The organism is Microbacterium sp. KNMS (assembly GCF_053851835.1).
Genome location: NZ_JBSQBP010000001.1, coordinates 160,616 through 179,827, shown reverse-complemented (window position 1 = coordinate 179,827; position 19,212 = coordinate 160,616). Strand labels below are relative to the sequence as shown.

Below are 19,212 nucleotides of genomic sequence, written 5' to 3'. Positions count from 1 at the left end.
ATCGAACTGCTCGTCGCGCGGCGGCAGATCTGAGCATAAGGCACAGAGCGGGCGGGTGGCGCTGCGCGATCTGCCGCCGAGCCGGGTCCGCCTTCGCGCACTAGGGTCGAAGCATGACCGAGCAGCGCGTGCATCTGTCCAAGTCGGCGATCGAGGCCTACAAGGCGCTCGACGCGTTCTCGCAGACCGTCGGCCGCATCGCGCGCGAGTACGGCGTCGACGACCGGCTCAAGGAGCTCGTGCTCCTGCACTGCTCGCAGCTCAACGGCTGCGCCTACTGCGTCCGCGTGCACGTGGATCGGGCCGTCGCCGCGGGGCTCACGGTCGACGAGATCGCGCAGATCGCGGTGTGGCGCGAGTCGGGCGTCTTCTCCGAGCGTGAGCGCGCGGCCCTCGAGCTCGCCGAGGCGCACACGTTCATCCACCGTGCCGGCATCCCCGATGACCTGTACGACCGGGTCGGCGCGGTGCTCAGCGAGCAGGAGTACGTCGCCGTCAGCTGGCTCAGCGTCTCGATCAACGCGTTCAACCGCATCACCGTCGCCGGACGCTACCCCGTGCCGCCCCGCCCCGCGGAGAGCTGACCGTGCTGAGGTAAGGCAACCCTTCGCGCGGTGTAGACTGGCGTCGTCATGGAGAGCATCGAGACGACCCAGGAGCACGGCGACAAGGTCTGCCGTGCGTCGCGTCACGCGCGCGTGCAGCACCTCATCACGGCCGACGAGCGCTCGCTCGTCGACCTCGAGACGCTCGTCGCGACGCTGCCGATCTGCTCGACGGGCCGCATCTTCATCGAGGTCCCCGACGCGTCGTGGATCGGCGAGATCGCCGCACCCGCCCGGATGGTCGTGACCTGGCTCGACCGCTCCCGGCGTTCGGGCGCACCCGGCACCGGACGTGCCTGCGCGCCCGGCCAGGCGCTGTCCCGTGCGGTCACCGCGTGGGCCGACGAGATGATGTGCGCCGGCGACGACTCGACGCGCGTCGTGCTGCTCGGCGGCTTCCTCGGCACGGCCGACATCGTCGACCATCTGACGGGATCCCTCGGGACCCCGGCGGAGGCCATCCACGTGCCCGACGCCTTCGCGAGCCTCATCCGCTGACGTAGCCGCCCGCTTCCAGCCCGGCCTCGATCTCGAAGCGATTGCGCAGCGGGTTCCGTCCCGCGAGCAGGTACAGCACGGGCATGAGCACGCCGTAGCGGCGCCACTGCCGCAGGTGCACGGCCTCGTGCCGCAGGAGCCGGGTCGACACGCTGCGGTCGCCGGTCAGGAAGCACCCGCCCACGCACACGCCGCCGCGGGCGAAGGTCCACGCGGGCATCCCGCGGAAGACGAGCAGGCCCTCGCGGCGCTCGACGCGCCCGCGGCTCCACAGCGTGCCCCACAGCCATCCGAGCGCCGTCGCGGCCGCGCAGCCGACCGCGCTCACGGGGGAGTCGAGCAGCCATCGCGGGATGCGGGCGTCGATGCGCCGCCCGTGCTCGACCCGCAGCGCGGCGATCTCGCGCCAGTGGGCGGGAGCCGGATCGGCCGGGAAGCTGATGCGCATGACGCCATCCTGCCGCAGTCCGGGTGGGCGAGGGGCGGATGGCGCACGCGGGTCAGCGGAAGCGCGTGCGCAGCAGGGCGCCGGCGACCTCGATCTCGACGAGCGCTCCCTGCTCGACCGGGAACGCCGAGCGCGGCGCTCCCGTCATCACGACGTCGCCCGGCCCGAGCTCGATCCAGTGCGCGACGTACGCAAGGCAGTCCGCCACGGGCGCCGGGAGCTCGTGGGTGCCGGTCCGGACGCGCTCCACCCCGTCGACGCGGACGGCGAGGTCGACCTCGTCGAGGTCGATCGCGGTCTCGATCCACGGCCCGAGCGGGGTGTAGCCTGCTCCGCCCTTGACCTCGAAGTTGCGCGGATCGGAGCAGTCGGGGCTCGAGACGTCGTTCACGGCGGTCACGCCGAGCACGTACGACGCCGCGTTCTCGGGCGTGAGGCCGGCCGTGCTCCGCCCGATCACGACGGCGACCTCGCCCTCGATCACGGGGCGCCCGGCGTCGCGCCGCAGGGCGACCTCGGCGCCGCTCGCGACGACCGTGCGCGGGCTCTTGAGCCACGCGCCGACGGGTCCGCCCGGGTGCGCGGGCTGGGCGATCCCCACGACGACGCGGGGGTCGACGGGCGCCAGGAACACAGGGGAGTCGACGGGAGCGCCGAGCGGAACCGGCGCCGCGCCCGAGGCGAAGGCGGCGAACGGGTCGGACACGGGCTGCCAGCGCTCCCCGTCCGGCACCGCGTGCACGGCGCCGGACGGGGAGGCGATGCGGGCGATCCTCATCGCGCGTCGGCGATGACCACCGACACGAGGCCGGTGTCCTTCTCGTCGGTCGAGACGCGGACCGCGTCCTGGATGCGCAGGAGGTCGCGGCTGCGGGTCTCCGGGATGAGGAAGGTCGATGCCGTCGTGATCGCGGCGAGCGTGGCGAGGTAGAGGCCCATGACGACCCAGTTGCCGCCGGTCAGCGTGAGCAGCCACGTGCCGAGCACTCCCGCGAGGCCGCCCGCGAGCACCGCGGAGATCTCGCGCGCCATCGCGACGCCGAGGTACCGGTGGCGGTTGCCGAACATCTCGGGAAGGAGCGCGCACTGCGGGCCGAGCATCGAGGCGACGGCGACGCCGATGCCGATCGCGATGACGGCCACCGTGAGAACCGGGTCGCCGAGCGAGAGCATCCACCACGCCGGGAACGCGAAGAGCAGCATGAAGACGGCGCCGAAGCGGTACACCGGGCGACGGCCGAACCGGTCGGACAGCCAGCCGGTCAGCGGGACCGAGAAGATGCCGATGAGCGAGCCGATCGTCACGCCCCACGTCGCGATGCCGCGGTCGACGGGGTTCGCGATGAACGTGCCGGCGACGAACGCGAGCGCGACGTTCTGGAAGATGTACGAGCCGCCGTTCTCGGCCATCCGCAGGCCGATGCCCGTGATGACGCCCGGCATTCCGGTCGTGAAGATGTCGCGGAAGGGGTGCGTGGCGACCTGCTCGTGCTTCTCGAGCTCGACGAAGGTCGGCGTCTCGCGCAGCCGCATGCGGATGAACAGCGCGATGAGGATGAGGAGGAACGAGGCGAGGAACGGCACGCGCCATCCCCAGGCGAGGAACGCGTCCTCGGGCATGAGCGACAGCCCGGAGAAGACGAGGGCTGCGAGGAGCGTTCCCGCCTGGATGCCGATGAACGGCAGCGCCGCGAAGAACCCGCGCTGGCGCACCGGCGCGTACTCCGCCATGAGCACCGTGGCGCCGGCCTGCTCGGCTCCCGCGCCGAAGCCCTGCAGGAGGCGCATGATCACGAGCAGCACGGCTGCCCACACGCCCACGACCTCGTAGGTCGGCAGCAGGCCGATGGCCGTCGATGCGCCGCCCATGAGGAGGATCGTCACGACGAGGACCCACTTGCGGCCGAGCCGGTCGCCGATCGTCCCGAAGAAGAACCCGCCGAACGGGCGCGCGACGAAGCCCACGCCGTAGACCGCGAACGCGCCGATCACGCCCATCGCGGGATCGGCGGGGTCGAAGAACAGGCGGTTGAAGACGAGGGCCGTCATCAGGCCGTACAGCGCGAAGTCGAAGTACTCCAGCGCGCTGCCGACGCTCGAGGCGAGGGTGGCGCGCCGGAGGTTCGCGGCGTACTCGGGATCGTCGTACTGGGTCTTGGGGGCAGTCGGGGCTGCTGTGCTCACGTCATCTCCTTCGATGAGGGCGCTCGCGGGAGCGCGAGACGTGACCACCGTACCATAGATGGAACGGTGTGCAACAGGTTGAACGCTCAGTCCGAGCTGGAACCCCGGACGGCGAGCGGGTTCGTGAGGAGCGACGCCGCCGCGAGCAGCGCCTCGCCGACCTCGGCGACCCGCTCGGGAGTCGTCGCGTCGGCGGGCAGCGCCGCGCCCATGGCGAGCGGCGGGTCGCTCGGATTCCATGGCGACAGGGGCACGGCGACGCCCGTGATGCCCGCGAACGACCCGCTCTCGTCGAGCGCATAGCCGCGCTCCCGCGCTTCCGCGAGGAGCGCGAGGAGCGCGTCGAGGCTCGTGACGCTGCGCTCGGTCACGGCCGCGAACGCCGAGGGCGGCAGCTGGCGGGCGACGTCCTCGTCGTCGAGGGTCATGAGGATGGCCCTGCCGGTCGCGCTCTGCGCGGCCGGCAGGCGCGAGCCGAGGGGCGTGCCGAGGCGGTGCGGAGCGCGCCCCTCGTGGCGTGCGAGGTAGAGCACGTCGGCTCCGTCGAGCATGGCGATCTGCACGACCTCCCGGTGCAGCACCTCGGAGGCCGCGCAGATCGCGAAGAACTCGCGCACCTGGTTGAACTGCAGTGCGAACGCCCCGCCGAGCTCGGCGGTGCGCCGACCGAGCCGGAAGCCGCGCGCGTCGCGCTCGATCATGCCGCCCTCCTCGAGCGCCGCGCAGAGGTTCGCGGCGGAGGACTTCGCGATGCCGACCGCTCTGGCCAGCTCGCTGAGCGTCATCGGCGCTCCGCCGGAGTCGGCCAGCGCCGTGAGGATGCGCAGGGCGCGCGTGACGGCCGGCGCCGGGTCTCGATCGGGGGCAGTGGACATGGCGCTCCTTCGCGATGCCGGCGCTCGCGCGACCGGCCTAGTAGAACTCGACGGTGTCCACCACGTTACGCAGGGGCTCGCCGTCGAGCAGGCGACGCGCGTTGTCCGCGAAGAGGCGCATGATGCGCGCGTCCTCCTGCGTCGACAGCGCCGCGGTGTGCGGGCTCACGAGAACGCGCGGATGGTCCCACAGCGGGCTCCGGTCGGGAAGCGGCTCCACCTCGAACACGTCGAGCGCCGCGTACGACACCCGGCCGTCGTCGAGGGCGGCGAGAAGCGCCGCCTCGTCGATGACGCTGCCGCGCCCGACGTTGGTCACGATGACGCCCGGCTTGACCGCGCGGAGCACCTCCTCGCCGATGAGGTGCTCGGTCTGCGCGGTGCCGGGCAGGGTGACGACGATCGCGTCGACCTCGCCGACCGCGGATGCGAGCTCGTCCACGGGGACGATGCGCTCGACGCCGTCGACAGGGCGGCCCGATCGGCTCGTTCCCCACACCCGCGCGCCGAAGGCCGCGAACCGCGAGACGACGGCCTTGCCGATGCCGCCCAGGCCGACGACGAGCACGGTCATCTCGTCGAGGTGGCGCATCGTCCAGCGGTCGTCCCACGCGTGCTCGCGCTGCGCCTGCTGCAGGCGGGGAAGCTCCTTGGCGCCCGCGAGCACGCCGAAGACGGCGAACTCCGCGAGGGTCGAGCCGTGCACGCCCGCGCTCGTCGTGAAGACGACCCGGTCGAGCTCCTCCTCGGTGAGGCCCGCGGCCTTGACCTGGGCGCCGCCGCCGGCTGCCATGACGTGCACCCAGCGGAGCCGCGGATTCGCGCGCACCGTGCGGGCGAGGGCCGCCGGGTCGGTGTCGGGGATCGAGAAGAGGATGTCGGCCGAGTCGACGAGCGCGTCGAACGCCTCCTGCTCGGCGGGCGTGCGGACGTGGGCGGGGTCCCCGCCCCAGTCCGCGGGCCACCGCATGGGGCGGCACAGGCTCGGATCGCGGACGATCTCGAGTCGCGGCTCGCGCCGCTCGAGCTCGCGGCACAGCTGCTCCGACAGGTCGGTGGCGATGACGGCGCGCAGCCGTCCGGTGCTTTCGGTCATGACCATCCTCTTCGATGTGGGGTGGTGCCAGCATACCGGCTCGGCCAAAGTTCTGTACGACGTTCCATATTCTGGCCAAAACCCGTAGAGTCGGAGCATGACCGATGACGCTCATCCTCCTCTCCGTGTCGGCGTCGTGGGCCTCGGTGCGATGGGCCTGCCGATGGCCGAGCACCTCCTGGAGGCGCACGGCGCGCTCGCGATCACGGGCCGCACGCGCCGCCATCCGTCTCTCGAGAGCGCCGGCGCGACCTGGTGCGAGACGCCGCGCGCCCTCGCCGAGCGCAGCGACGCCGTGCTCGCGATGGTGCCCGACCTTCCCGAGCTCGAGGGCCTGCTCGAGGGCGACGACGGCCTGCTCGCGGGCGTCGCGCATCCCCTCCTCCTGCTCATCGGCTCGACGTCGTCGGCCACGCGCGTGCGCGCTCTGGCCGCGGACCTCGCCGAGCGGACGGATGGCCGGGTGCGCGTGGTCGACTGCCCGGTGTCGGGCGGGGAGGACGGGGCGAGGGCGGGGACGCTCTCGATCATGATGGGCGGCGACGAGGCCGACGCCGCGCTCGCGGCGCGCGTGCTCGCTCCCTGCGGGACGCCCGTGCGCCTCGGTCCGCTCGGAGCGGGGGAGGTCGCCAAGTCGTGCAATCAGCTCGTCGTGTCGGCGACGATGCTCGCGCTCGCCGAGGCCACCGTGCTCGCCGAGCGCAGCGGGATCGACCCCGGGCAGCTGTGGGAGCTGCTCGGCGGCGGCTACGCGGGATCGAACCTGCTCCGCAGCCGGCGCGAGAAGCTCGTGGCCCGCGACTACAGCCCCTCCGGAGTCGCGAAGTACATGGTGAAGGACCTCGCGTTCGCGGACGACGTGGCAGCGGAGACGCGCACGCACCCCGCGCTGCTTCCGGCGCTGCGCGCCGCGTTCGACGAGCTCGTCGAACGCGGCCTCGGGGACGACGATCTCGTCGTGACGCGCCGCCTCGTCGAGGAGCGCTGACCCGGGCTCAGCGCGCGAGGGCGCCGATGAGGCGCAGGATCGTGCCCATGTCGTCGACGGCGGCAGCGGGCGACGACGGCGCGAAGCCCGCGACCGATGCGCCCGCGAGCGGCAGCGCCGAGCGCAGAGCCCCGATCGCCGCGACGACCTGCGACGGCTCGAGGCCGAACGGCGTGGGGGCCGTGACCCCCGACATGTGCGCGGGGTCGAGGACGTCGAGATCGATGTGCACGTAGACGCGCGCCGCGCCCGTGGCGGCCGCGGCCTCGGCGAGGGCGTCGGGGGTGAACTCCGCGGCGGGCACGCGCCGGATCGCGCTCGTCTCCAGGAAGTCGGCCTCCTCGTCCTCGAGGATCCGGGCGCCCGCGAGGACGACGCGGTCGGGCGTCACGGCGCCGCGGGGGAGCGCGAGCGTGGGCTCGCCGCCGCCCAGGACGCCGCGCAGCGACATCCCCGAGAACGCGCCGGACGGAGACGAGGACGGCTCGTGCAGGTCGGCGTGCGCGTCGAGCCACACGACCGCGAGGTCGTCGGCCGCGACGCGGCCGATCGCGGGCACCGCGACGCCGCAGTCGCCGCCGACGACGATGACCGGCTCATCGTCGTGCTCGTCGAGCGCAGCGCCGATGCCGTCGCGCACGCGCTGGAGGGCGCTCGCTCTGAGGACCCCGGTGCCCAGGGTGTCGCCCGCCTCGAGCGGAACGTCGATGCCGGTGCACGCGGAGCGGGGCAGGTCGCCGGCGATGGCCTCGGCGCCGTCGATGAGCGCCATCGCCCTCGACGAGGGGGAGCCCTGCCACTGCGGGACCACGAGGAATCGTGCCATCCTCCCATCCTGCCCCTGCCGGAGGGCGCGCGCGAGTGCGCCCGCGGACACGACGACGCCGCCCTCCCCGGGGAGAGGGCGGCGTCGGAAGGGGTCAGGCGCCGAGCTGGCCCTGCGGCTGGCCGCCGGTCTTGAGCGCCGCGAGGCGCGCTTCGACCTCGGTCAGCTCGCCGACGTCCTCGAGCGACTCGAACTGCGCGTCGAGGCTCGATGCCGCGATCTCCGCCTTGCCCGCGGCGAGGGCCTCCTGGCGGCGGACCTTGTCCTCGAAGCGGCCGAGCTCGCTCGTCGGGTCGAGCACGTCGATCGACTTGACGGCGTCGTGCACCTTGTTCTGCGCCTCGGCCGTCTTGGCGCGCGCGAGGAGCTCGGCGCGCTTGCCCTTGAGCTGCTCGAGCTTGACCTTCATGCCGTTGAGCCCGTCCTTGAGCTTGTTCACGACCTCGGTCTGCTGCTGCAGCTGCGGCTCGACGGCCTTGATCTCGTTCTCGGTCGAGATCTGACGCTGCAGGGCGACCTTCGCGAGGTTGTCGAACTTGTCGGCGTCGGCGGTGTTGCCCGATGCGCGCAGCTCGTCGGCCTTGCGGCTCGCGGCGAGCGCCTTGTTGCCCCACTCGGCCGCGGTCTGGCGGTCCTCTGCGGTGTCGCGCTCGAGCAGGCGCAGGTTCCCGATCGTCTCGGCGATGGCGGCCTCGGCGTCGGCGATGTTGTTCGTGTAGTCGCGGACGAGCTGGTCGAGCATCTTCTGGGGGTCCTCGGCCTCGTCGATGAGGGCGTTGATGTTCGCCCGGATGAGGGTCGAGATGCGTCCGAAGATCGACTGCTTGGTCATCGGTGTTTCCCTTTCGGTTGGGGTCAGGAGCGGATGGCTGTCTCAGGGCAGGGAGGGACGGATCAGAAGCGACCACCTCCGCGGCGGCCCGAGCGGCCGCCTCCGCCGAAGCTCCGGCGGCCGGATCGTCCTCCGCCGAACGACCCGCCTCCGCGGCGCCCGGAGCGCGACGAGCCGCCTCCGCCGCCGAAGAGCCCGCCCCCGCCTCCGCCGAGGAGGCCGCCGCCCCATCCGGAGTTCGAGGAGCGCCCGCCGCCGAGGGAGCTGCCGATGAGGCCGCCCAGGAGCCCGCCGAGGAAGTCGTCCCCGCCCGAGGAGCGGCCCTGCGAGCGGTACGACGACTCGAACATGCTGAGGTCGCTCTGCGTGAGGGAGATCGCGTCGTTCGCGAGACGGAGCGCGGACTGCGCGTGGCCGAGCGCGCCCGCGGGGTCGCTCTGGCGCAGGCCCTCCGCGCGCGCGAGTTCGGCGCCGGCCTGCGCGAGCCGCGTGCGGGCGTCCGAACCCACTCCGCCGCGCCGCGCCGACACGTACTCCTCGGCCGCCGAGACCTGGCTGCGCGCCTGGAGGATGGTCTGCTCGAGCATCTGCTCGGACCGCCGTCGCCGCTCGACCGCGTCGCGACCGCCGGCGAGGGCGCGGTCGATCTCCTCGTCGGCCTTCTGGAGGGCCTCGAGCATCGCGAGCGGGCGGCGCCCGGAGCCGGCGAGGTTCTGCTTCGCGGTCTGCACCTGCTGCTCGGTGCGCGCGACGGCGGCCGCGACGGCCCCGTCCTCGTCGGGCAGCTGCCGGGCCGCGGCGACGTCGCCCTCGAGCTCGAGGATGAGATCGGCCGCCTGCTTCTCGCCCTCAGCGAGCGCCGCGCCGAGCTCGTCGATCGCGGTGCCGAGGCGCCGCGCCTGGGCGATCGCCTGCTCGGCATCGCGGATGGCGACGGCGGCCTCGCCGCCCTCGCCCGAGCCGATCGCGCGCTGCGCGACGGCGAGCTGCTCGTCGGCGAACGCCAGCCGTGCCTGAGCCTGCTCGGGGTTGTCGGCCACGGTCGTGAGCGCCTCGGGCGCGTACCGGGCGCCCAGCGCCTCGAGCGCGCGGCGCGCCTCGTCGGACACGGACGCCGCCTGCGCGCGCTTCTCCTGCACCTGCGTGAGCGCCTCCGGCGCGTTCTGCTCGAGCTGGCGCAGCTGCGCGAATCCCTGCGCCTTCTCCTCGAGCGACGCCGCCGCCTGCTCGCAGAGGGCGACGATCTCGGTGTTCCACGCGCGCACGTCGGCCTCGGTGTCCTCCGTGGCGTCGTCGAGCCGCTGCTTGAGCTCGAACGCGCGCGCGAGCGACGCGCGCGCATCCGACAGCGCGGTGCGGAACTCGCCGGTCGCTTCCTCGCCGAACTGCGCGACCGCGAAGCCGAGCTCCTGCTCGCTCGAGCGGATGGCGTCGTCGGTCGCGATGAGGGCGGAGGCCGCCCGGCGCTGCAGCTCGGCGGTCGGGACCTCGGGCTCGGCGGGGGTGTCACCGGCCCCTGCCCTCTCCGCGGGGCTGCGCTTGCGCGAGAGCAGCACGACGACGATCACGATGCCCGCGATCACGACGAGGCCGATGATCCACGGCCATGCGCTGGCGCCGCCCTGTCCGCCGCCCTCGAACCCGTCGGCGGCGACGTCGACCGCGCTCGCCCAGTCGTCGTCCGCGAGGGCGTCGAAGAGGTCCTGCTCGATCGCCGCGAGACGGTCCTCGCTCACGGGGCCGTCCGCGGCGGAGGAGATGTAGAGCTGACGGCCCTCGGTCGCGATCGCGAGGAGGTACTGCGTGCTGCCGAGGTGGTTCCGGTCCGCCGTCGCGTCGGCCCACTCGATGGCGTCGGAGGGGTTCTCGAAATCGTCGACGTAGACGACCCAGAGCGAGACGTCGGTGTCGGCGACGAGCTGAGCGAGGCGCTCGTCGGCGGCGCGCTCCTCGCTCGGGGTCAGCACATCCGAGCCGTCGTAGACGTACGCGTCGCCGAGCTCGACCGGGCTCTCCGCCGAGGCCGCCATCGGGGCGCCCCCGAGGAACAGCGTCAGGCCGGCGCACAGCGCCACGGTCCACCTTGCCCGCATGGCGACTTCCCCTCCGCGGGCGCCATGGGCCCGCGAGACCGATCCTATGCACGCGGCGGCATGCGGCGGAAGACGAGGCCGCCGCGCACAGGAGATTCATCGACCGCGTCGAGCGCGCGCCGCTCCGCGACGGGTCGGCGGCCCGTGGTGGGATGGAGGGCGGGAGGACCCTCATGGACGACAGATACGGCACCGACGTGCTCGCGGCGGGATGGCGCGAGAAGGGCAGGAAGACGTCGAAGCCGGTCCCCGCGGAGCTCGACCTCGTCGTCGAGGTCGCGGGAGACGGGTACTGCGGCGCGATCACGCGCGTCGAGAACGGCAGCGTCGAGCTCGAGGACTGGAAGGGGCGCACGCGCGTCTTCCCGCTCGGCGCGGGCTTCCTCATCGACGGCGAGCCGGTCGCCCTCGTCCCGCCGAAGGCGGCACCGCAGGGCCGCCGCCGCACGGCATCCGGATCGTTCGCGGTCGAGGATCAGCGGGCGCGGGTCGCGCTGCCGAGTCGCATCCTCGTGGAGGGGAAGCACGACGCCGAGCTCGTGGAGAAGGTCTGGGGCGCCGATCTGCGCGTCGAGGGCGTGGCGGTCGAGTTCCTCCAGGGCATCGACCTCCTGCATGAGCTCCTCGAGGAGGAGCCGCCGTCGGCAAAGCGCCGCTACGGCGTGCTCGTCGACCACCTCGTCCCGGGGTCCAAGGAGTCGCGCATCGCCGAGCAGATCGCGCGCGGGCGCCACGGTGCGCACGTCCGCATCGTCGGCCATCCGTTCGTCGACGTGTGGCAGTGCGTCAAGCCGCAGGCGGTCGGCATCGCGCGCTGGCCCGTCGTGCCGCGAGGCACCGACTGGAAGACCGGCATCTGCCGCGGCCTCGGCTGGCCCGCCGAGACCAAGGAGGACCTCGGCCTCGCGTGGCAGCGCATCCTCTCGCGCGTGACGACGTACCGCGACCTCGAGCCCGAGCTGCTCGGCAGGGTCGAGGAGCTCATCGACTTCGTCACGGCCCCGTGACCCGCGGCGCCTGACCCACGGGGAGGGCACGGCGGCGGAAAGTACCCTGGAGGCATGCCCGAGCCCCGCACCTTCCGCGACCATCCCGTCTCGTTCGTCCGCCGCAGCGGGCGCATGTCGGAGGCGCAGGAGCGCGCGTGGGCCGAGCTCGCGCCGACGTACTTCTTCGACGTGCCGCGGGCGATCGCGTCGACATCGGTCCACCCCGACGCGCGGTTCGTCCCCGCGCAGGAGTACGGCCGCGTGGCGCCGCTCATCGTCGAGATCGGGTCGGGGCAGGGGCACGCGATCGTGCACGCCGCGTCGACCCGGCCCGACGTCGACTTCCTCGCCGTCGAGGTGTTCCGCGCGGGGCTCGCGCGGACGATGCTCGACGCCGACGCCGCCGGCGTGCGCAACCTCCGTCTCATCGAGGCGAACGCGCCCGAGGTGCTCGAGACGCTCCTGCCGGAGGGCGGCGCCGACGAGGTCTGGATCTTCTTCTCCGACCCGTGGCACAAGAAGCGGCACACGAAGCGTCGGATGATCCGCCCCGGGTTCGGCGCCACGGCGGGCCGAGCCCTGCGCGACGGCGGCCTCCTGCGCCTCGCGACGGACTGGGAGGACTACGCCCTGCAGATGCGCGAGGTGCTCGACGACGCGCCCGAGTTCGAGCGCGCGTTCGACGGGGACTGGGCCGACCGCTTCGACGGACGGGTGATGACGGCCTTCGAGCGCAAGGGCATCGAGAAGGGGCGCGAGATCCGCGATCTCGTCTACCGCCGCGTCGCGCGGAGCTGACGGGTGGCCGTGCCCGGTGCGCGCGCCGTCGCGCCGCTCCCGCTCGCCGCCGCGCTTCTCACGTGCCTCGCGGCTCCGGCGTTCTTCGTGCTGCTCGTGCCGTGGCTCGGATGGCTGCTGCTCGCGGCCGGCATCGCCCTCGCGATCGCGGCGGACCGGTCGCGCGGTGTCGCGCCCTGGGCCCTCGCGCCATCCGCGCCATCCGCGCCCGGGCCATCCGCGCCCATGCCCTCCCTCGCGCGGGATCTGTCGCTCATCGCGATCGGGCTGCTCATCGTGAGCGCCATCCCGCTCGCGGCCGAGCTCGACGACGCCGCGATGATCCGCTTCACGATCGCGCTCGGCGGCGCGGTCGCCGTGCCGTACGCGGTCTCGCGGTTCGTCTACCGCGACCGCGCGATCGCGTTCCCGTGGCGGACGGGCCGGCGCTGGACGCGCCTGCAGTGGGGGTGGCTCGTCGCGGTGCTCGCGCTCGGATGGCTGATCCTGCCGTTCTACTTCATCACGTCGGGCGTGTACCGCAACTGGCCGGTGGTCGACACCGCCGACCTCATCGCGCGGCTCTTCGTGGGCGTGGGCGCCGTGGGCATCTGGGACGAGCTCTTCTTCGTGTGCACGGTGTTCGCGCTGCTGCTGCGGCACTTCCCGACGACGGCCGCCAACGCGCTCCAGGCGATCGTGTTCGTGTCGTTCCTGTGGGAGCTCGGCTACCGCGCGTGGGGTCCCGTGCTGACGATCCCGTTCGCGCTGCTGCAGGGGTGGATCTTCCTGCGCACGCACTCGCTGGCCTACGTCGTGACCGTGCACCTGCTCTTCGACGCCGTCGTGTTCCTCGTGCTCGTGCACGCGCACAACCCCGGAGCCGTCCCGTTCTTCCTGGTGTGAGGAGACCCGCATGACCGATCGGATGGACGTCGAGACCGTCGTCGTCGGAGGCGGCGTCGTCGGCGCCGCGACCGCGTGGGCGCTCGCCCGCGAAGGGCGCGAGGTCGTGCTGCTCGAGGCGCACGAGGCCGCCCACGCGCTCGGCGCCTCACACGCGTCGACCCGCAACTTCAACCCGTCGTACGCGGAGCCCGCGTACCTGCGGCTGCTCACGCGTGCGCTGCCCCTGTGGCGCGAGCTCGAGGCGGAGTCGGGCGAGACCATCCTCGAGCAGACCGGCATCGTGAACCGCGGGCCCGTTCCCGATGCCGAGCGCCTGCGCGAGAACGCGCCGCGCGCCGGGTTCGCCGTGGAGACGGTTCCCGCGGGCGAGGCCGCGCGCCGCTGGCCGGGGATGCGGTTCGCGAGCGACGCGCTCTTCCTGCCGGACGGCGGGCGGATCTGGGCCGAGCGCGCCGTCCGCGCGTTCCACGCCCTCGCTGCGCGCTTCGGCGGAGACATCCGACACGGCGTGCGCGTCGACGGGATCCGCGTCCTCGGCGACGGGACGGCCGAGGTGCGCGCCGGCGATCTCGTCGTCCGCGCGCGCCGTGCGGTCGTCGCGGCGGGCGCGTGGTCGTCGGAGCTGCTCGCGGGCGTCGTCGGCCTGCCGCGCCTGCGGGTCACGGAGGAGCATCCCGCCCACTTCGCGCTCGCCGCGGGCGACGACGGCGCGGGCTGGCCGAGCGTCAACCACTTCGCCGAGCCGTCCGGGTTCGGATGGCTCGGGCCGATCTACGGGCTCGTGTCGCCGGGCGAGGGCCTCAAGGTCGGATGGCACGGCGCGGGCCCCGAGGTCACACCCGCGACGCGCACGTTCGCGCCCGAGGAGCACGTCGTCGCCGCACTGCGCGCGTATGTGCGCGAGTGGATGCCCGGCGCGGACCCCGATCGGCTGGAGCCGATCAGCTGCACGTACACGTCGCGCGAGGGCGAGGACTTCATCCTCGACGCGGCGGGGCCGATCATCGTCGCCGCGGGCTTCGCGGGGCACGGGTTCAAGTTCGCCCCCGCGCTCGGCGAGCACCTGGCTTCCCTCGCGACCGGCGCGGGCCATCCGGATCCGTTCTTCGCCCTGCGACGGTGATCCGTGCGCCGATCCCGCGACGTGAGCGGGGTTGGCCCGGTGTCCTCGTGTGCGTGTCTCGGTGTGGGTGGGTATGGGCGCCGGTTAGCCGCGCGTGGTGAGACATGCGGGTCCGGTGGGGCGAGAGGTGCGTCCGACCTGCCGGGTCGGCGCGGGAGGACCAGGCCGGCTGTCGGATGCCCGTGCGAGGCTGGGAGCATGAGCGACGACACCCTGCGGACCTCCGCGCTCGCGGCCCTCCGGAAGCTCGTGGGGCGGGATGACGCCGACTTCCACGAGGGGCAGTTCGAGGCGATCGAGGCGCTCGTGGGCGGACGCCGCCGCGCGCTCGTCGTGCAGCGGACCGGGTGGGGCAAGTCGGCCGTGTACTTCGTGGCGACGAGGCTGCTCCGAGACGCGGGAGCCGGGCCGACGGTGCTCGTGTCGCCCCTCATCGCCCTCATGCGCGACCAGATCGCAGCCGCGCAGCGGGCCGGCGTCCGCGCCGTGGCGATCAACTCGACGAACGCGCACGAGTGGACCGACGTCCTCGCGCAGCTCGACGCCGACGAGGTCGACGTGCTGCTCGTGTCTCCTGAGCGGCTCAACAACCCGACGTTCCGCGACGAGCAGCTGCCCGCCCTCGTGCGGCGGATCGGCATGCTCGTCGTCGACGAGGCCCACTGCATCAGCGACTGGGGTCACGACTTCCGCCCCGACTACCGGCGCCTGCGCGACCTCATCGCGCAGATGCCGCCGTCCGTCCCTGTGCTCGCGACGACGGCCACCGCGAACAGCCGCGTGGTCGCCGACGTCGTCGAGCAGCTGGGTGCGGAGGGCGTGACGACGATCCGCGGCCCGCTCGCACGCGCGTCTCTGCGCCTCGGCGTGCTGCGGCTCCCCGACGCGACGGCGCGTCTCGCGTGGCTGCTCAGCCACCTCGATGAGCTGCCGGGGTCGGGCATCATCTACACGCTCACGGTCGCCGCCGCGAACGACACCGCCCGGCTCCTGCGCGATCACGGCCACGCCGTGCGCGCGTACACCGGGCAGAGCGACGCCGACGAGCGCGCGGAGTCGGAGGCGATGCTCAAGCGGAACGAGGTCAAGGCGCTCGTCGCGACGAGTGCGCTCGGCATGGGCTTCGACAAGCCCGACCTCGGCTTCGTGCTCCATCTGGGTGCCCCGTCGTCGCCCGTGGCGTACTACCAGCAGGTCGGCCGTGCGGGCCGCGCGACGGCGTCCGCGGATGTCGTGCTGCTTCCGGGCCCCGAGGACCGCGACATCTGGCACTACTTCGCGACCGCGTCGATGCCCGACCAGGAGCGCGCCGAGCGCGTGCTGTCGGCCCTCGGAGCGGCCGATCGTCCGCTGTCGACGGCTGCGCTCGAGGCGGTCGTCGACATCCGGCGCACGCCCCTCGAGCTGCTCCTCAAGGTGCTCGACGTCGACGGCGCGGTGCGGCGCGAGAAGGGCGGATGGGCCGCGACCGGCATCCCGTGGACGTACGACGCCGAGCGGTACAGCCGCATCGCCGCCGAGCGTCGCATCGAGCAGGAGCACATGCTCGAGTACGAGACGACCACCGGGTGCCGCATGGAGTTCCTGCAGCGCCGTCTCGACGACGACACCGCGGCGCCGTGCGGGCGCTGCGACAACTGCGCGGGACCGTGGCTCTCCGCCGAGATCGGCCAGGGCGTCTCGGCGTCCGCCGCCTCCGCCCTCGACCGCGTCGGCGTGCCCATCGAGCCGCGGCGCCAGTGGCCGTCCGGTCTCGATCGGCTCGGCGTGCCCCTCAAGGGCCGCATCCCGGCCGAGGAGCAGGCGGCCGAGGGTCGCGCGCTCGCCCGCCTGACCGATCTCGGCTGGGGCGGTGCCCTGCGCGAGATCTTCGCCGCGGGCGCGCCCGACCAGCCCGTGCCCCCGCGCCTGCTCGACGCCTGCGTGCGCGTGCTCGCCGACTGGGGCTGGGACGAGCGCCCCGTCGCCGTCGTCTCCGTGACCTCGCGCTCCCACCCGCAGCTCGTCGCCTCGACCGCCCAGGGGCTCGCGCGGGTCGGGCGCCTGCCCTACCTCGGCGAGCTGGCCCTCGATCCCACCGCGCCGGTCGGCCGCCCCGGCGGCAACAGCGCGTTCCGCGTCGCCGACCTGCACGGTCGCCTCGACGCGTCCCCGCTCGCGGTGCCGGCGGGGCCGATCCTGCTCGTCGACGACCTCGCCGACAGCCGGTGGACGCTCACGCTCGCCGCGCGCGAGCTCCGCAGGGCCGGCGCCACGGCCGTCCTGCCGTTCGCCCTCGCTCTCCGGAGCTGAGCGGCGCCGAGCAGGCTCAGCGCCCCGCGTCGAGTGCGCCCGGCGCCGACAGCGGGCTCAGCGCCCGGCCGCGCGGTTCGTCTTCGCGGTCGCGGGCGCCGTCCACGGATCCTCCGGCCACGGATGGCGCGGGTAGCGCCCGCGCATCTCCCTGCGCACCTGCTGGTACGGGCCGTTCCAGAAGGACGCGAGGTCGTCGGTCACGGCGAGAGGACGCCGCGCGGGGGAGAGCAGATGGAAGAGCACGGGCACGCGCCCCTCGACCAGGCGCGGCGTCTGCGCGAGGCCGAAGACCTCCTGCAGCTTCACGGCGACGACGGGCCGTGCATCCACATCGCCGGCGTAGTCGATGCGCACGCGCGACCCGGATGGCACGGCGAGCCGCTCGGGCACGAGCTCGTCGAGGCGCGCGGCCTCCGGCCAAGGGAGCAGGCGCCGCAGCGCCGCCTCGACGTCGATCCCGTGCAGGGACGCGTCGGCGCGCAGGCGGGAGAGGTCGGGCCCCAGCCAGTCGTCGATGCGCGCGAGCAGGGAGGCATCGTCGACCGCGGGCCACGGGCGGCCGATCTCCCGGTGCACGAGCGCGAGGCGCGCGCGCAGGGCGAGCGCCTCGGGACGCCACGCGAGCGCGTCGATGCCTCTCTCGCGGACGTGCGCGGCGAAGGCGGGGCCGACGTCCTCGGGGGTCGCCGCGATGGGCGTCTCGGCGAGCAGGATGGCGCCGAGGCGGCGGGTGCGGCGGACGCGCACGCGACCGCCCTCGATGCGTGCGGCGCGCTCGTCGCTCGTGAGCCCCGCCCCGATCGCGAGCGCGTCCTCCTCGGCGAGCGCGGCGGCCATCCGGATGACGGCGCCGGTGCCCTCGGCAGCGCGGCCCTCTGCGCGCTGGACCTCCCAGACCGCGAGCCACTCCGACGCGCTCAGCGCACTGCCCGGGGGAAGCGCGGCGCGCGTGCCGCTCGCGAGGAGGTACGTCCGGTCGTGCGGGCCCGTGCGCCGAGCGATCCAGTCGGGCCGCGCGAGGGCGACGACGGCTCCCGGCGCGGATGCTCCCGGCGCGGATGGCCCGGGATCGGACCCGCCCGGCGCGGATGGCCCGGAACCGGACCCGCGGGGCGCCGCGTCGGATGCCGCGATCCGGGCGAGCCGGGTCGTCTCGCGCCGCCAGCGCGCGGCGCCCGGGCCGCGGCCATCCCTGAGCTCGCGGAGCATCCGCCCGAGGTCGGCGTCGGCATCGCGGTGGTCGTCGGAGATCGCCGCGACGACCTCGGCGGCCGCGCGCGCATCGCCGAGCATCGCGGCGCCCTCGAGGAGGGCCCGCGCCTCGCGAGCGCCGACGGGAAGCGGTGCGATGCGGCGCCCGAGATCCGTCGGCCGTCCGCTCGCGTCGGTCAGCTCGAGCGCGTGCAGCACGGAGAGCGCCTGAGCGACCGCGGCGCGCGGGGGAGGGGTGAGGAGGGCGAGGCCCTCGCCGCCCGGCGTGCCCCACGCTCCCGCGAGGAGCATGGCGTCGACGAGGTCGGCCGAGGCGATCTCGGGTGCAGCGGCAGCCGGCATCCGCGCGAAGTCGACCTCCGCGTAGGCGCGCACCGCTCGGCCGGGGCCCTGCCGTGCCGCGCGCCCGGCTCGCTGGTCCGCGCTCGCTCGCGACGAGCTGACCGTCACGAGGCCCGTCATGTCGCGGCCGCGGTCTCGGCGCACCTCGCGCGAGAGGCCCGCGTCGACGACGAGCCGCACACCGGGCACCGTGAGCGAGCTCTCGGCGAGCGCCGTGCTCACGACGATGCGGGGCGGCTCCCCGGCGCGGCGCCCCTGCGTGGCGCGATCCTGCTCGCGGGCGGGCAGCCGGCCGTGCAGGGGGAGGACCTCGATGTCCGCCGCGCGGTCGCGGATGAGCCGCACGAGCTCGTCGACATCGCGCGCCGAGGGCACGAAGACGAGGGCATCGCAGCCGTCCTCGCGCTGTGCGGACGTCGCGACGCGGGCGAGGTGCGCGAGGTGCGCGCGCGTGACGCCGCGCTCGTCGAGGCGCGGTGCATCTCCCGGCGCGTACTCGATCGCGAGCGGATGGAGGGGCGACGGCACGTCGACGACGGGCGCGGGATGATCGGCGCCGCCGAGCAGGCGGGCGACGGCGTCCGCATCGAGGGTCGCCGACATGGCCGTCACGACGAGGTCGTCGCGGAGCGCGCGTGCCTCGGCGAGCATCCCGAGGAGGAGGTCGCCGTCGAGCGAGCGCTCGTGCACCTCGTCGAGGATGACCGCGTCGACGCCGTCGAGACCGGGATCGGCGAGCAGTCGGCGCAGCAGCACGCCGGGGGTGAGGACCTCGATGCGCGTGCGCGGGCCGACCTCGCGCTCGCCGCGGACGCTGAAGCCGACCGGGCCGCCGAGCTCCGACCCGTCCAGCTGCGCGATGCGGCGGGCGGCCGCGCGCACGGCGACCCGCCGCGGCTGCGTCACGAGCACGCGGCCCTCGACCGCGTTCGCGAGCAGCGGTGGCACGAACGTGGTCTTGCCCGTTCCGGGCGGCGCCGTCACGACGAACGCGCCGTGCCGGGCTGCCGAAAGCAGCGCGTCGCGCGCCGTCGACACCGTGAGCCCCGCGCCGAGCGCGGCGAGGTCGAAGCGGTGCGGGTCGGCCATCGTCCGATTCTCTCAGGGGGCGGGAACGGCG

At 74.0% G+C, this 19,212-nt stretch carries 17 protein-coding genes; 8 read left to right on the top strand and 9 right to left on the bottom strand.

Annotation, left to right across the window (positions count from 1 at the left end):
- Positions 1-113: 113 nt before the first annotated feature.
- Together ACWXWW_RS00825 and ACWXWW_RS00820 are read left to right on the top strand one after the other, a co-directional pair.
- The gene (locus ACWXWW_RS00825) at positions 114-584 is read left to right on the top strand and encodes a carboxymuconolactone decarboxylase family protein (protein ID WP_282978144.1); all 471 of its coding nucleotides are present in this window, start codon (positions 114-116) and stop codon (positions 582-584) included.
- Positions 585-632: 48 nt separating this feature from the next.
- Positions 633-1,103 carry an SIP domain-containing protein gene (locus tag ACWXWW_RS00820; RefSeq protein WP_271172272.1) on the top strand — a complete coding sequence of 157 codons (471 nt, stop codon included), beginning with the start codon at positions 633-635 and terminating at the stop codon, positions 1,101-1,103.
- On the opposite strand, the gene ACWXWW_RS00815 is transcribed toward ACWXWW_RS00820, so the two are convergent.
- From ACWXWW_RS00815 to ACWXWW_RS00795, 5 genes are all read right to left on the bottom strand, one after another.
- Positions 1,093-1,551 (bottom strand): Fe-S oxidoreductase, encoded by a 459-nt coding sequence (locus tag ACWXWW_RS00815; protein WP_282978142.1) that lies wholly within the window; start codon positions 1,549-1,551, stop codon positions 1,093-1,095. The two genes, ACWXWW_RS00820 and ACWXWW_RS00815, sit on opposite strands and share 11 nt — an antisense overlap.
- Positions 1,552-1,603: 52 nt before the next feature.
- Entirely contained in the window at positions 1,604-2,329 is a 726-nt protein-coding gene (locus tag ACWXWW_RS00810) for a fumarylacetoacetate hydrolase family protein (RefSeq protein WP_455968224.1), read from the bottom strand.
- Positions 2,326-3,735: an MFS transporter gene (locus ACWXWW_RS00805; RefSeq protein WP_455968223.1), complete on the bottom strand. Its 1,410-nt coding sequence runs from the start codon at positions 3,733-3,735 to the stop codon at positions 2,326-2,328. The genes ACWXWW_RS00810 and ACWXWW_RS00805 overlap by 4 nt, the downstream gene beginning before the upstream one ends.
- Before the next feature lie 86 nt (positions 3,736-3,821).
- The gene (locus ACWXWW_RS00800) at positions 3,822-4,610 is read right to left on the bottom strand and encodes an IclR family transcriptional regulator (protein ID WP_271172268.1); all 789 of its coding nucleotides are present in this window, start codon (positions 4,608-4,610) and stop codon (positions 3,822-3,824) included.
- A 37-nt stretch (positions 4,611-4,647) separates the two neighbouring features.
- Positions 4,648-5,706, bottom strand: a complete 1,059-nt coding sequence (locus ACWXWW_RS00795) for a D-2-hydroxyacid dehydrogenase (protein WP_455968221.1) — start codon at positions 5,704-5,706, stop codon at positions 4,648-4,650.
- A gap of 97 nt (positions 5,707-5,803) precedes the next feature.
- On the opposite strand from ACWXWW_RS00795, the gene ACWXWW_RS00790 reads away from it, so the two are divergent.
- Positions 5,804-6,694 carry an NAD(P)-dependent oxidoreductase gene (locus ACWXWW_RS00790; RefSeq protein WP_455968220.1) on the top strand — a complete coding sequence of 297 codons (891 nt, stop codon included), beginning with the start codon at positions 5,804-5,806 and terminating at the stop codon, positions 6,692-6,694.
- A 7-nt stretch (positions 6,695-6,701) separates the two neighbouring features.
- Here ACWXWW_RS00790 and ACWXWW_RS00785 read toward each other — a convergent pair whose 3' ends face one another.
- The 3 genes from ACWXWW_RS00785 to ACWXWW_RS00775 all read right to left on the bottom strand — a co-directional run bounded on the left by ACWXWW_RS00785 (position 6,702) and on the right by ACWXWW_RS00775 (position 10,445).
- Positions 6,702-7,520: an arginase family protein gene (locus tag ACWXWW_RS00785; protein ID WP_455968218.1), complete on the bottom strand. Its 819-nt coding sequence runs from the start codon at positions 7,518-7,520 to the stop codon at positions 6,702-6,704.
- Positions 7,521-7,614: 94 nt separating this feature from the next.
- Complete coding sequence (locus ACWXWW_RS00780; protein ID WP_271172264.1) at positions 7,615-8,352, bottom strand: PspA/IM30 family protein; 738 nt, start codon at positions 8,350-8,352, stop codon at positions 7,615-7,617.
- Between the two features lie 62 nt (positions 8,353-8,414).
- Positions 8,415-10,445 carry a TPM domain-containing protein gene (locus tag ACWXWW_RS00775; RefSeq protein ID WP_455968216.1) on the bottom strand — a complete coding sequence of 677 codons (2,031 nt, stop codon included), beginning with the start codon at positions 10,443-10,445 and terminating at the stop codon, positions 8,415-8,417.
- 173 nt (positions 10,446-10,618) lie between these two features.
- Here ACWXWW_RS00775 and ACWXWW_RS00770 point away from each other — a divergent pair, with 173 nt between their 5' ends.
- The 5 genes from ACWXWW_RS00770 to ACWXWW_RS00750 all read left to right on the top strand — a co-directional run bounded on the left by ACWXWW_RS00770 (position 10,619) and on the right by ACWXWW_RS00750 (position 16,535).
- Positions 10,619-11,452, top strand: a complete 834-nt coding sequence (locus ACWXWW_RS00770) for a DUF3097 domain-containing protein (protein WP_271172262.1) — start codon at positions 10,619-10,621, stop codon at positions 11,450-11,452.
- A gap of 54 nt (positions 11,453-11,506) precedes the next feature.
- Positions 11,507-12,232: a tRNA (guanosine(46)-N7)-methyltransferase TrmB gene (trmB, locus tag ACWXWW_RS00765; RefSeq protein ID WP_455968215.1), complete on the top strand. Its 726-nt coding sequence runs from the start codon at positions 11,507-11,509 to the stop codon at positions 12,230-12,232.
- A gap of 3 nt (positions 12,233-12,235) precedes the next feature.
- Positions 12,236-13,117, top strand: a complete 882-nt coding sequence (locus ACWXWW_RS00760) for a CPBP family intramembrane glutamic endopeptidase (RefSeq protein WP_455968214.1) — start codon at positions 12,236-12,238, stop codon at positions 13,115-13,117.
- 10 nt (positions 13,118-13,127) lie between these two features.
- On the top strand, positions 13,128-14,243 hold the full coding sequence (locus ACWXWW_RS00755; RefSeq protein WP_455968212.1) for an FAD-dependent oxidoreductase: 1,116 nt from the start codon (positions 13,128-13,130) through the stop codon (positions 14,241-14,243).
- Positions 14,244-14,441: 198 nt separating this feature from the next.
- Entirely contained in the window at positions 14,442-16,535 is a 2,094-nt protein-coding gene (locus ACWXWW_RS00750; RefSeq protein WP_455968210.1) for a RecQ family ATP-dependent DNA helicase, read from the top strand.
- A gap of 57 nt (positions 16,536-16,592) precedes the next feature.
- Here ACWXWW_RS00750 and hrpB read toward each other — a convergent pair whose 3' ends face one another.
- On the bottom strand, positions 16,593-19,181 hold the full coding sequence (gene hrpB / locus ACWXWW_RS00745; RefSeq protein ID WP_455968208.1) for an ATP-dependent helicase HrpB: 2,589 nt from the start codon (positions 19,179-19,181) through the stop codon (positions 16,593-16,595).
- Between the last annotated feature and the right edge of the window lie 31 nt (positions 19,182-19,212).